13 protein-coding genes are annotated in these 12,784 nt (G+C 65.9%); 10 read left to right on the top strand and 3 right to left on the bottom strand.

Annotated elements, in window-relative coordinates:
* Positions 1–147: 147 nt before the first annotated feature.
* The 10 genes from SMIR_RS08840 (at position 148) to SMIR_RS08795 (ending at position 9,318) form a co-directional block, all read left to right on the top strand.
* Complete coding sequence (locus tag SMIR_RS08840) at positions 148–663, top strand: DUF2563 family protein (RefSeq protein WP_212726846.1); 516 nt, start codon at positions 148–150, stop codon at positions 661–663.
* Positions 663–2,483 (top strand): WXG100 family type VII secretion target, encoded by a 1,821-nt coding sequence (locus SMIR_RS08835; RefSeq protein WP_212726845.1) that lies wholly within the window; start codon positions 663–665, stop codon positions 2,481–2,483. Before SMIR_RS08840 ends, SMIR_RS08835 begins: the two co-directional genes overlap by 1 nt.
* Positions 2,484–2,576: 93 nt before the next feature.
* Positions 2,577–3,785, top strand: coding sequence for a S8 family serine peptidase (locus SMIR_RS08830; protein ID WP_348774745.1), 1,209 nt, complete (start codon positions 2,577–2,579; stop codon positions 3,783–3,785).
* Between the two features lie 111 nt (positions 3,786–3,896).
* Positions 3,897–4,235, top strand: coding sequence for a WXG100 family type VII secretion target (locus tag SMIR_RS08825; RefSeq protein WP_168496228.1), 339 nt, complete (start codon positions 3,897–3,899; stop codon positions 4,233–4,235).
* Positions 4,236–4,299: 64 nt separating this feature from the next.
* Positions 4,300–4,605 carry a WXG100 family type VII secretion target gene (locus SMIR_RS08820; RefSeq protein WP_168496230.1) on the top strand — a complete coding sequence of 102 codons (306 nt, stop codon included), beginning with the start codon at positions 4,300–4,302 and terminating at the stop codon, positions 4,603–4,605.
* Between the two features lie 118 nt (positions 4,606–4,723).
* Positions 4,724–5,332 carry a hypothetical protein gene (locus SMIR_RS08815; protein WP_168496232.1) on the top strand — a complete coding sequence of 203 codons (609 nt, stop codon included), beginning with the start codon at positions 4,724–4,726 and terminating at the stop codon, positions 5,330–5,332.
* Positions 5,326–6,000: a hypothetical protein gene (locus SMIR_RS08810; protein WP_348774746.1), complete on the top strand. Its 675-nt coding sequence runs from the start codon at positions 5,326–5,328 to the stop codon at positions 5,998–6,000. Before SMIR_RS08815 ends, SMIR_RS08810 begins: the two co-directional genes overlap by 7 nt.
* A complete protein-coding gene (locus SMIR_RS08805) occupies positions 6,000–7,706 on the top strand; it encodes a putative T7SS-secreted protein (protein WP_168496234.1) in 1,707 nt (568 codons plus the stop codon). The genes SMIR_RS08810 and SMIR_RS08805 overlap by 1 nt, the downstream gene beginning before the upstream one ends.
* The gene (locus SMIR_RS08800) at positions 7,707–8,021 is read left to right on the top strand and encodes a serine protease (protein ID WP_168496236.1); all 315 of its coding nucleotides are present in this window, start codon (positions 7,707–7,709) and stop codon (positions 8,019–8,021) included.
* Between the two features lies 1 nt (position 8,022).
* On the top strand, positions 8,023–9,318 hold the full coding sequence (locus SMIR_RS08795) for a YrhB domain-containing protein (RefSeq protein ID WP_168496238.1): 1,296 nt from the start codon (positions 8,023–8,025) through the stop codon (positions 9,316–9,318).
* A gap of 334 nt (positions 9,319–9,652) precedes the next feature.
* Here SMIR_RS08795 and SMIR_RS43405 read toward each other — a convergent pair whose 3' ends face one another.
* The 3 genes from SMIR_RS43405 to SMIR_RS08780 all read right to left on the bottom strand — a co-directional run bounded on the left by SMIR_RS43405 (position 9,653) and on the right by SMIR_RS08780 (position 12,752).
* On the bottom strand, positions 9,653–9,967 hold the full coding sequence (locus SMIR_RS43405) for a hypothetical protein (RefSeq protein ID WP_248003159.1): 315 nt from the start codon (positions 9,965–9,967) through the stop codon (positions 9,653–9,655).
* 263 nt (positions 9,968–10,230) lie between these two features.
* The gene (locus tag SMIR_RS08785; protein WP_212726844.1) at positions 10,231–12,303 is read right to left on the bottom strand and encodes a DUF6571 family protein; all 2,073 of its coding nucleotides are present in this window, start codon (positions 12,301–12,303) and stop codon (positions 10,231–10,233) included.
* Positions 12,303–12,752 (bottom strand): hypothetical protein, encoded by a 450-nt coding sequence (locus SMIR_RS08780; protein ID WP_168496244.1) that lies wholly within the window; start codon positions 12,750–12,752, stop codon positions 12,303–12,305. The genes SMIR_RS08785 and SMIR_RS08780 overlap by 1 nt, the downstream gene beginning before the upstream one ends.
* Between the last annotated feature and the right edge of the window lie 32 nt (positions 12,753–12,784).

Below are 12,784 nucleotides of genomic sequence, written 5' to 3'. Positions count from 1 at the left end.
TGGCGGCACGGGCTCAGGCGAGCGCGAGGGCGCGGTGAAGAAGCAGTGAAGCTTCGCTGAGTGGTAGCACAGCTGTTGCATATAGCAGTTGGGGCTGTCATAGGAAACGACTAGAGTGATGTCGTTGCGGATATGAACGCTTGAGGGGTGCAGTCGCCCGGAGCGGGCGACAAAACGGGGAGGGAAGGCGTCATGCTTCCTGCGGACATGACAGGTGGGGCGTCGCCAAGCACAGCTGCGGACCTGAAGGTCGGCGCCGGCGTGCTGATGACGTTCAAGCAGCGCATCGACAAGCTCTTGTCCGAGTTCGAGGACTCGGCGGGCAGCGCGTCCAAGGTGGGTGCGCACCGCCTCTCGCGCACTTCTCTCAGCGGGCACGGCAGCCCCTTCCATGAGGCTGACGCCCTGTTCACTCAGTACGAACAGGTTCACGAGCACATCACGCAGCTCTCCAAGACGCTGGGGCTCCAGATCGAGGCCATGGGCATCGCGACGCAAGGCGCGCAGAACGGCTTCGACAGCCTCGATGACGACCAGCGCCGCCGTTTCTGGGAGATCCAGATCGAGACCGACCGCCTGTACAGCGAAGCCCAGCAGGAGAAGTCCGGCGAGGGCGAGAAGAAGCTGAGCGACGCGAAGAAGTCCACGAAGGGACTCCAGTAGTGAGCGGGGACGACAAGGCGCCGAAGGAGCTGACTGACCAGCAGCGCGTCGACGTTCAGGTCGGCCAGGTCGACGCGCTGTCCGGGGTGTCGAACGTGATGCACGACGCGTTCGGATTCAAGCGCGTCCGCCTGCTGACGTACGGGAAGGTCACGGACTTCGAGGACCACCAGCTCAACGCCATGATCGACCTGGTCCATCAGGCGAACCCCGCCGACCTGGAGCATGCCGGCGTGACGTTGGCGAAGGCGAGCAAGGCGATCAACGAAGCCGCCGCGGAGCTCCGACGTCACCTCCAGCATGCGGGTGAGGACTGGCAGGGCGAGGCCGGCAAGGCGTTCCAGAAGTGGGGAGAGGGCCTCGCCACGCACACCGAGAGCCTGGCCACGTACGCCGACGGCGCCGGGGTGCAGGTCACGGCTGCCGCGACGGGGCTCGCATCCGTGCGCGGCTCGCTGCCGTCCCGGGACACCCGCCCTGCCCTCGACCAGAAGAAGCCGGAGCAGCTCCCGGTGCTCCAGCAGTTCGAGGGCAACAAGCAGTATGCCGAGGCGGTCCAGGTCGAGAAGGACCGGCAAGAGGCGATCAACCAGATGAATCGCCTTGCCTCCTTCTACTCGGTGTCCGGGTCGGAGCTGGCGAAGCTGCAGAAGCAGGACCCGCCGGTATTTGAGGCGATGCCTTCTGTGGGGGTGCCGGACCCGTACGGGTCCCACAGTGACGGCGCCGATGGTTCCACAGGTAACTCCAACCCGGGTTCAGCCCACCGAGCAGTTGCCAGTGCGAGTGGAGGCGGCCACCTCGGCATGTCAGGCGACGCTTCTGGAAACAGAGTTCTGGCTTCAGGACATCCGGGTGCAGACGCGAACGTCGAACTGCATCGGCCCACTGTCGGTACAGAGATCAACAGCGTTGGCACGCTGCCGCCGGAAGCCGCGAAGCCGACACCTGTGACTCCCACTCCGTCTGTGACGGGACCCAACGGACCTTCCGGGGCGATGGCCCCTCCCATGGGCATGGGCACCGGTACGGTACCTCCCGCCTTCGGCGGCCCGGTCGCGCGCGCCGTCGGACTTGGCGGAGCAGCGGGCGGCAGGACTCCCGGTTCGGCTCAAGGGCGGGTTACCACCTCTGAGGGAACCACTGCCGGAGGCCGCACAGGACGCGGCCCCGCGGGACCGATCGGCCGCGCTTCGGCGGTTGGCCAGCAGGCTGCTCGTGGGCCTGCATCTGCGACGGGCAGGTCGCCCATGGGGCGGGGTGTCACCGGCGGCATGCCCAGAAGCGCGGGTACGACTGGTTCACGCACCGGCGGCACGCCGGGCGGGCGTGTGGGCGGCGTGCCCGGTCAGCCTGCGGCACGGACCGGCCCCGGAGCCACGGGCGCTGCGCGTACGGGCGGCGTGGTCGGTGGCAGGCCCACTTCTGAAGTCGGCCCGAGTGCGACTGGCGCCAGGGTTCCACGCGGCACGGTCATCGGCGGCGAGGGCGCAACCGGCGCTCGCACAACGGGTGAAAGGCCGGGGCAGCGCGGAGTGATCGGTGCGAACAACCCGGTGCCGGGCACGGGGCAGGGACAGTCGCAGCGCCGGTCTCCAGGTAATGCGGACAGTGTGGTCGGCGCGCCCTCGAGTCGGGCCGGCGGCAGGGGCAACGGAGCCGCGTCCGGTGGTTCTGGCCTGGTGTCCGGTTCCGCGGAGGGCCGCAGCCCTGATCGTGCAGCCGGCGGGAGAACGCAGCGTCAGCAGCACTCTGCCGAGGACAAGAAGAGCTCACGTGATGACGCGCGGCGCGGCGATGCGCCGTCGGCGACCGACTGACCGAAACGACCGAGGACGTACAGAAGCATGAAGTCAGGGACTGGCGTACGCCGTATGCGGGCCGCGCTGTGGGCGAGGCGTGCCCGGAGACATGTGACCACCGTGGGCGCGACGCTGGGTGCTTTGGCCGTCATGTCTGCTGGGCCGGCCCCTGCCGCGGCTGCCGACGACATCCAGTCGCAGCAGTGGTACTTGGACGCGATGAACGCCCAGGGACTGTGGAAAGTCAGCACGGGCAAGGGAATCTCGGTCGCCGTTGTCGACACTGGCGTGAACCCGGACACGAACGCGTTGAAGGGCCAGGTGCTACCCGGAGTCGACGTCACGGGAACCACAGGCGACGAAACGGACGACTACGAAGGCCACGGCACGTCGATGGCCGAGCTGATCGCAGGGACGGGCAGTGGGGGCGGACTCAAAGGGGTCGCACCCGGAGCCAAGATCATCCCGATTCGCACGGTACTCAGCGGTATCGGCAAGAAGGGCGAGAAGCAGGGCGACACTTCCGCGAAGGCCATCCGGGCCGCTGCCGATTCTGACGCGAAGATCATCAGCATGTCGTTCGGTACGGATTTCCCGATCGATGGCGGACTTGAAGCCGTGCAGTATGCGCAGAGCAAGGGGAAACTGCTCATCGCCGGTGTGGGTAACGGTGCCGAAGACGCGAACTACATCGGTTATCCCGCCAAGTACCCCGGAGTGGTCGGAGTGTCGGCGATCAACGAGAACGGTGAAGTAGCCAAGTTCTCGGAGAACGGCGCGTACGTGGACCTGGCCTCGCCAGGCGTGGACGTACCGACCTGGTGTGACAAGACCTTCAAGTCCTACTGCCCCCAGAGCAATGGCACCAGCCAAGCCACCGCCATCACCTCCGGCGCCGCCGCCCTCATCTGGGCCGCCCACCCCAAGTGGACTGCCAACCAGGTCCTCCGCGTGATGATCGACACCGCCGGCCGGGACTGGCCGAAGAGCACCCCGAGCCGGTACCTCGGGTACGGCACGATCCGCCCGGCGCAGGTTCTCCTGAAGGGCAAGGGGGATCCCGGAGCCGCCGACGTCGACCCCGTCACGAACAAGAAGACGCCCGGCCTGTCCGCCGGCACCGGCGCCTCGCCCTCCGCTTCCGCATCAACCTCGTCACAAGCCTCGAACTCCACTTCAGGCGGCCAGACTTCAGCGGCAGGATCGAGCTCGGATTCGTCCGGCAACACCACGCTGTGGGTCGCTCTTGGAGCCGCGGCGGCGGTCGTGGTGATCGGCGGTGGGGCCTTCGCGGTGATTCGCTCACGGCGAGGCGTATGACCGTCATGGCCCACCACCCGTGATGGACAACGGGTCGCGCAAGGAACGAGCGCCTCACCACCCGGTGTAGCGCCAGGAAGACAAATCCTTCTCACGAAAGGCAGTGCCGAGATGGCTGACGGCCGCAAGCTAGACGACGCACACGTACAAAAACTCCAGACGAACGTCATCGACCGGTACGACAACGTCAAGAACCACCTTCAGAAGCTCCAGGGATGCATCGACATGATCGAGGCCAACTGGACGGGCTTCGGCGCCAACGCGTTCAAGACCAAGCAGCACGAAATCAACGAGCACATGGCCGGGATCGGGCGCATGCTCGACGACTTCCTGAACGGAATCCAGCTCACCAAGCAGGACAAGAACAAGCTCGAGGACGAACTCCACTCCACGATCTCCAGCATCGAAGTGGACGCCGGTGCGAAGACCTCGGCGCTCAACCTTTACTGACCGGCACCGAGTCGCGCCCCCGGACCGTGAGGTCCTTCTCACATCGTCAAGGAGATGAGGAAACATGACCGGCACGCCACACCTCCAGGATCTTGCCGTCAAGTACGGCGTCCTGGACGCGCTCGCCACTGAACTCGGCGGCCTGGCCAAGCAACTCGAGAGCGATCTCACCCAGTTGAAGCAGGGCGTCCACAACGCGGCAGAGGGCTGGGCCGGCGACGCCTATGACGCCTTCCAGCGGAAGTCGAAGGAGTGGGACAACCACACCAGCGCCATCCATCAGGCGCTGCTCTCCATCACGCAAAAGGTGCACCAGGCCGGCGGTGACTACCGCGGCGGCGACAAGAAGGCGGCCAGCTTCTTCGAGTGAGACGGGCTGGCTGGAGGCACCGGGGGTGGGCACGCACGGGAGGTGCCCACCCCGCGCTGCGTCACCGAGGCCCCTTCCAGACAAGCCGTCACCTTCGAAACGTCATGAGGATCCACACGTGGCTTGGGACGAGTGGGAGCAACTGAAGAAGCAAGCCGCCGAGCGCGCCGAACCCGGCCCGGACCATGTGACCGACGCCATGCGGGAAGGCACCGCCGAAGAGCCCGGGGACGCCCGGCGGCAGCCGGAGGCGCGCCTCACGGGCGACTCCCCGGAGGCCGAGGCAGCCACCGGACCCGTCCACTCCGACGCGGTCGAACCCGACGGATTCGGGGCAGCGCGGCGGATGGACCGGATCAGGCACACGATCGACCGCTTCCGGGACACCACGGTCCTGGTCCCCCTCGTTCCGCTCGACGGCGGCGGCCGGGGATTCCTGGCTGCCGACTTCGGCGGCGTGCGGTGGATCCATGTCTTCACCGACGAGTTGGCCGCCGCCAGGTTCGACAAGGCGCAGGACGCCCCGACGGGCCGCCGAGACTTCATGGCGGTGCGGGGGTGGCGCCTGCTGGACGTGGTGATCCCGGCAATGGGCGTGCCGTGCGGTGTCGCCCTGGACGTAGGCAGCGGCGACGACGGCGTGCTCCTGCCGCCGGCGGTGGGGATCGTGCCGGACGCGGCGGCGGTGGACGCGGAAGCGAACGGAAACGGTGAACGACCGTGGTGAACAACGGCGCCGGCAAGGACATCAAGGCGACCGGGCTGGACGAGATCGCGCAGGGCATCACACTGACCCTGAGCGAGCTCAAGGGACTGGGCGTCGACAGCGCGGCCGGGTTCGGCCGAGGCTTCTCCAACCTGGAACTGTCCGGGCTGGAAGTGGGCCACGACGGGCTGACATCGGCCTTCAAGTCGTTCTGCGAGCGTTGGGAATGGGGTGTGCGGGCGTTGGTGGGCGAGGGCAACTACTTCGCCCAGGCCGTGGATCTTTCGGCCGGCACCTTGTACGAGACTGACCAGTACGTCGAGGGCACGCTGAAGATCGGCGCGAACTCGCTGATGGGCAACCCGAACGCCTCCGAGGACGAGATCTCGCAGATGAGCTGGGGCGAGCTGGCCCAGAACAACGCGCTCGCGCACGCCGACTACAGCAAGGAGTCCTTCGATCGGGCCCTGCAGAACAGCGAGCAGGGCTGGAAGGACGCCGGCCGGGACGTGATGACCTCGCACACGCTGGGGCCGATGGGACTGAACCCTGAGAACCTGCACGGCGCGTTCGGGGTGAGCGACAGCGAGTACAACCAGGTGCTGGACGACACCTTCGGTCCGTCGCCCGAGGAACGGGCCCAGGCGGCGGCTCAGCAGCAGGCACAGCAGGGCGGGAGCGGCGGCTGATGGGGCTCGGGGATCTGGTCAACGCCGGGCTGGGCAAGCTCGAGGACGGCGTCGACGCGGGCAAGAAGCTCGTCGGTGAGGGCGTCGAGTGGGGCGCCCACAAGGTCGGAGACGGTCTGGAGGCCGTCGGAGCCGACGGCTGGGCCGACAAGGTCGAGGACATCGGCGACAACATCGCCTCCGACCTGGGCGCGAGCGTCGGAGAGCAGCAGCTCGGCCAGACCGACCAGGCGAACGAGCTGGTGCACGGCGATCCGGCGTCCATCCGGGCCGCCGCTAAGCACCTGACGGGCTTCCACACCGCCTTCGACTCGGTCGGCCAGGGAATGCGCTCGCTGGACTCCTCGCACTGGAAGGGCGAGTCCGCCGACACCTTCCGCGAGAAGTTCGCCATGCATCCCCCCAAGTGGCTGCACGCCGCGGACGCCTGCGAGGCCGCAGGCAAGGCGCTGGACAGCTACGCGGACACGGTCAAGTGGGCGCAGGGTCAGGCCCAGGACGCCATCGACCTGTACAAGAAGGGCAAGAAGGCCTCCGAGCAGGCGGTGGAGGCGTACAACAAGCGCGTCGACGCGTACAACGCCGCAATCAAGGCGGACAAGGACCCCGGGCCGCCCCTGGAGCAGTTCAAGGACCCCGGCCGCAGCGATATCCAGAGCGCCCGCCAGATCCTGGCGGACGCGCGCCGCCAGCGGGACGAAGCCGGTCGTGTCGCCACGCAGGCGATCACCGCGGCCTTGAAGCACGCCCCGGCCGAGCCGCCGCCGCTCGACAGGCTGGAGTCCGACGCGCTCGACGGCTACGGCGCGCTCAACACCGAGGTCCTCCACTTCACAGGCGGAGTGATCAAGGGGAGCGCGGGACTGATCAACTTCGTCCGCGGCCTGAACCCCGAAGACCCTTACAACATCACTCATCCTGCCGATTACCTGCAGCACGTCAGCATGACTTTGTCGGGTCTGGTCTCGACGGCCGCGCACCCGGAGCGCGTTCCCGAAGCCCTCATCGACAGCTTCAAGAAGGACCCCTCGGAAGCCCTCGGCAGGCTCGTTCCTCAGCTCATCGGCACCGACGGCGCGGGGCTGGCGGTAGGCGGCCTGCGGACCGCGGTCAGGGAGGGGGTGGAGACCGGTGCGGCGAACATGGCCACCAACGGGCTGAAGTACGGCGACGAACTCGCCGCCGCGCCGAAGGACTGGAGCAATCTCGCCCGCAGCACGGACCATGTGTCCGAGAAGGCGATCCACGCCGACTCGGTGGATCCGAAACTCGCCCAGGAATTCACTGACGATCAGTTTCCCTGGCTCAAGGACGTCAATAACACGGGACATCCCGGCTACACCCAGAACTGCAGTCACAATGTGGATGCCGTGAACAGGAATCTGGACGGCGAACAGGTCAGCGCGGCCCCGAAGCAGAGTCCCGATCACGTGCCGCCGGAGGTGCTCGGGCTCAAGGACAGGCCCAAGGGCCACTACGACATGGTCAAGAGCTACGATGACATCATTCGCGACCTGCAGGCCAGGGGCGAGGGTTCGAGGAGCGTCATGTACATCAGCCGCTCCGATGGTTCGGCGCATGTGTTCAACGCGGTGAACACCCCGCACGGAGTGGTTTTCCTCGACGGCCAGTCCGGGACCCTGGGAGTACTCGAAAAGAATGTGTCGTCGATCGGCCATATTCCATATCGCGACGGAGTCAAGTAAATGTTGAGCAAGTCCGAAGCAGTCGAATTGGCCGCCGTATTCGTCAAGGCGATGTATCCGGACAAGGTGGCTTCCTTGGTGATGCTCCCGGACAAGTGCGAGGAGTACGGCTTCGGCTGGGCCATTCGGTTCGACTGGAAGGAGCACCTCGAGACGGGGAATCCCGTGGATGCGCCGTTCACCTCCGTCGTCGTCGTGCCACACCATGGTGAGGCGGCGCATTGGCCGCCGACCGCACTTCCAGTGGCCGAGTACATGCGCCGACGCGAGGTGGGCGACTGGCCGAACGCCGACCGGCGCTCCGGGGGCTACTGACATGGACCGCCCCGACCAGCGGGCCGCGGCCTGGCTGGCCCACACCTACCGCGGCCTCGTCGAACTGTCCGTCCCCCATCCGGTGCACGAGACCTCCACCGCCTGGATGTTCGCCTGCCGCACCCTGAACCAGCCGGGCTACCCCGCCACGCCCATGCTGGCGGCCTCGGTCGTGGTCCCGAAGGACGGGAGTTCGCCGTTCCACCCGTCGGCCAGCGATCCCCTCGCGGACCTGGACCCGGCCGGCCAGCAGAAAGCGGCCGCGAGGGTCGCCGACCAGGCCCGCAGGATCAACGCGCGCGGTTGCGTGGTGACCGTGCACTCCGCCATTGACGGCGCTCAGTCGACCCCGTTGCCCTGGCAGCCGTCCGACGAGGCCCCCGGCTGGTGGGCCAGGCTCACGCGGCGCTACTTCCCGGCCTTCGAGCAGGTGGCAGTGAGCGACTGGGACTCGGTGATCAGGGCGGTGGCCGAACCGGGCCCGGACACCCGAGGTCTGGTCTGGGTCCGCCGGGAACTGGGCGGCGCCGAGGCGACCGGCAATCTGCTGTACGCGCACAACCACAAGGGCCAGGTCGTGTTCCTGGACGCCCAGGTAGGGGGTCTGGCCAAGCTCGAGCGGTCCGCGCTGCGCGAGTTGGTCCTCATGCGAGCCGTGCCTCGGGCACACCCCCCGCGCCGGCCCTGGGAAGCGGAGGCATACGACTACCCGTCCGCGCTCCGCAAGGCGCAGCTCTGGCTGCACCAGGCATATCACGGAGAAGTCGAACTGGTCGATCCCGCACCGCAGGACGAGATCCGGCGCGGCTGGGTCTTCGCGTGCAACACAAAACGCTATCTGCGCGACGGACGCCGGCAGGACGCCATGCTCGACGCCGCGCTGGTCGTACCCAGGGAAGCTGCTGCTCCGTTCGGCCTTCCCAACTCAGACCCATGGACCTGGCTGCAACGCTGGGATGCCGGCGAGACTCCCGGATCCGCGGGATTCCCCGTCTCGCCGCCTCCCGGTTACGCGGCATGGTTCGAACCCACGCTGTCCGGCCTGGGGCCCGTGCTCTCCGCGACCGAACACGCGGACTGGGCAACGGTGATGGACGAACTCTCGGGTTTCCCGGTCGAAGCCCGAGCCGTGATCTGGGTCCGTCGAGTCGACGCGCGCGGCCGGGAGTCCGTCGGCCGGCTGCTGAACGCGGTGCACACGGCGCAGGGCGTGATGCTGGTCGACGGTTCCACGGATTCTGCCGTGGCGTTCGACCAGGTCGGAATCCGTGGTCTGCACGTCATCCGTTATCGCTGACGCCCACAGCGGCACCCACGGGCGCTCACACGGACACAGCCGAGATGGGTCCTTTGGCCACGGCGAATTACTGTGACCTGCAGTGACACCCAGGTGAGTGAGTCTTGACGTCGTCGGCCTGCACCCGGCCATGGTGCGGCGGCGCCTTCCTGACCTGTGCCCGTGCGAACGGTGGAAGCTCGGTAGGGCCGCCCAGGAGGTTCCCGCTCGACGGGGACACCAGGTCGTAGTCGTCGTCGACGACGTACACCGTCAGACCTCGCCACCAGCCGCCCTCCCGCAGCTCCTGTGCGGTGACGTCAGCCGTGGGGGCGCGGCGCTGCATAGCGCTGTGCTACTTGCACCCCTGCTTCTCCATGGCCTTCGGGAAATAAGAGCGGAGGAAGGAGCGCAGGGCATTGCGCCGTTCCGAAGTCTTCTCGGGAACGTTCTTCTGAAGCTGGATCAGTACGGCGAACTTTTGCCGCTTTCCCTTGTAGGTGCAGCTGGCGACCGCCATCGCTCCGCGGTCGGCGATCACGGCCTCGTCGCCGATGTCGGCAGTGGCGGGATTCCCAAGGCGTACGAGTGCCTGATCCTGGACCTTGATGGGATCGATGTCGCCGGCAACGACATCTCCCGAGAGATAGACGACCAGGTTCTGGTCCACCAGTAGACGGCAACGTGGACTCTCCGGGCCGGCGTCGTATGACTTTTGGGTGATTTTCTTCCCGTTCGGCAGGAGGGGAGACAGCGAGTCGGAATCGACGGTCACACCGCATGCCTTGTCCGGGACCGCGTAGTCGCGAGATCCCGAACAAGCTGTCGCCGCCAGAAGGACTACGGTCACAGCGGCAGCGGCACTTCGCGTACGGCGCCGCGATCCTCCCGTATGTACCGCGAGCCGACCCGGAAGCAGAGAAGTACCGTTGTTCACTGGTCGCCTGCCAGTCCCTGAGCACGGCCATTGCCGTCGAAGGCGGCGCCGTTGATCTCGGATGTGATCGTGTATCTGTTGTTGTTGTCGTGGTTCGGGTTGGCGTCCATCCACAGGTCGGCCAGTTTCTGCAGTTGGTTCTCCCGTGCGGTGAAGACTTCGCCGTTCTGTCGGGCCGTCTCCTCGTTGATGCGTGCTTGCTCGTCCAATTGCCATTGGTAGGCAAGGGCGTCGACGCCTCGCTGCGCGGCATCACCGACAACCGGGATGAAGTTCACGGCACCACCGAAGCCGTGATACAGCCACTTGGCGTCCCATGAAGGGTCGTGCTTGTCTGTCTTCAAGGCCTGATAGCGGGCTTCTTCGAGGAAGCCGACGGTGTGCCCTGCCCGGAGCAGCGTTTCCTTCGGATCGCTCGGATGGTCCGCGTAGATGTCGCGCACCATCTCCCGGTTCAGGCCGTCGTTGAGTATGCCGTAGGCGTTCTGATCACGTGACACCTGCTTTGTCACTTCCAACAGCTGATGTCGATCGAGCTGTCTTGGGTCGCTGTGATCGTCTGCGAGGGAACTTGCGGTGTGATTGACCTCGTCGCCGTAGTTCACCAGCACTTTGGCCATGTCATCACGCATCTCGGGAGCGAAGTCGTCGCCCACACCCGAGATGATCTTCAGTGAGCGATCGAGGACGTGCCGGTTCTCGGCCGTGTGCTCCACGGGAACGGCGTGGGGGTCGTTGGGGTTGACGCCCGTGGTCGCGGCGACGAGGGCATTCCCTGTCGCGTCACGCGACTGGTTTCCGTCGTGGCTGTTCAGCGGGGTGTCGTCGAATGTGGGGCGATCCTTGAGGACCCATTCAGCGTTGTCCTGGGGCTCGGTCCTGTTGAAGAAGTCGGTGGCGGCGTCGGGGCTGTTCGAGAGAGCTGTCATGAATCCGGTCATAGGATCCCGGCCGAACTCGTCGCCCATGAAGTTCGTCTTGGGCATGGGAGGTCCGCCCACGCCACCGTTCCAGTAGTGGTCCGGCAGCTTCATCTTCTTCTCGGTTGACACCAGGGCGTCACCGTACTTGTTCAAGAACGCGTCATTGTAATCCCCGACCCGCATAAGGTTGCTCATCAGCTGGAAACCGTAGACCTGTGTTCCACGGGTCTGGATGGGATCGTCACCCAGCTGGACCATGTCGTTCTCCCAGTGCCGCATCGCAGGGGAATCCGACTGTGTCGCTCCTGCGAGAGTGAGACTGAGATTCTTTTGGAACTCGCCGAGCTGATCGAGGCGCGCCCGCTGCAGATCGCCGCCGTCCGAGGGGTCGGAGAGGTCGGCCCAGAAATCCAACGTCCCTTTCGGGCCGAGGGTGGTGGCGAACCTCTCCTGAAAGAGAGGGTCGTTCTTGTAGCCGGCGAGATTCCGGTTGAGTTCATCAAATTCCTGGGGAGACATTGAATCTCCCTTGTTCTTGATGAGGTTCGCGTACTTCTCGGCGTCCTCCAGGGCCTTGGTCGCAGAATCCCTGTCGCCGTACGAGGCGCCGGAGAACCCGTACTCGGCCTGCTCGACGATTGCGCGAAGCGCCTCGGACGCGGTCTCGTCGCTGTGCGTGGCTCTGCCGAGAATGCGCTGGACGTCATCGCGCAGCTCGGTCACATCCTGTTCGCTGTGATCAGGGACCGTGGTTCCCTTGGCAGCGCGATCGGGATGGATGTTCATGGTGACGGTGAAGGAGCCGTTGCCGGTGTCCATCACTGTCAGGTTCTTCTTGAGCCCGCGTGATAACGCCTCGTTGAGCTGCTCGTGGTAGCTGACGAGCTCCTCGTGGGTGTCCTTGAGGATGTTACGGATGGTGCTGGCCTCGGTGTGGGCGTCAGTGAACTCGCCCGCCGTCTTGGTGATGAACTCGCGCGAAACAGTGGCGTTCACGCCGGCCCAATTGGCTTTGTCCGCAAGGCCTTTGAGTCCTTCACGAGCGTTCTTCTCAAGGGTCTCCAGGTTCCCCACAACCCGAGTCCAGTCGGCTATGGCAGTACCGAGCGACGCGAAGCTCCCGAAACGGAGCGTATCCAGATCCATCAGTGACCCTTCCCCCCGTCGAAGCCCTTGTCGAGCGTGGAGATGCTGCTGATCTGGCCGCCGATGTAGTACTCGTCGCCCTGATGGGCCTTCTTCGTGAAGTCCATATGGTTGGAGATATGGGCACACGCGTCGAGGAGCGACGTCAGTTGTTCTTCCCAGCGGCTCTGTACGCGGTCGACTGCCCCACCCAGTTTGAATCCCTGGGTCTTGAGATCCGACGCCGCAGTCTGGCTGCTGGACCAGGCGTCACGCCCATAACGGCCCAAGTCTTCCCACAGCTTGAAGGCCCGGTCGCCGATCGCGGCGAGATCCTTTTGGTCAACGGTCAGATCACCCTGCGGGGTGCTGCCACCGCCACCGTCGGCCGGCAGCTGATTGAGTTGCATGTGCGCGGACGGTTTCTGCGCTGCCTGGTTCTTCAGCTGCTCCCATTCGTCCCAAGCCACGTCCGAATCCTCCCCGTTGCTTCCCGTGAACG

It is taken from the genome of Streptomyces mirabilis, from assembly GCF_018310535.1.
Lineage (GTDB): Bacteria > Actinomycetota > Actinomycetes > Streptomycetales > Streptomycetaceae > Streptomyces.
The sequence above is the reverse complement of the archived record's forward strand: the minus strand, read 5'-3'. Positions and strand labels throughout refer to the sequence as shown.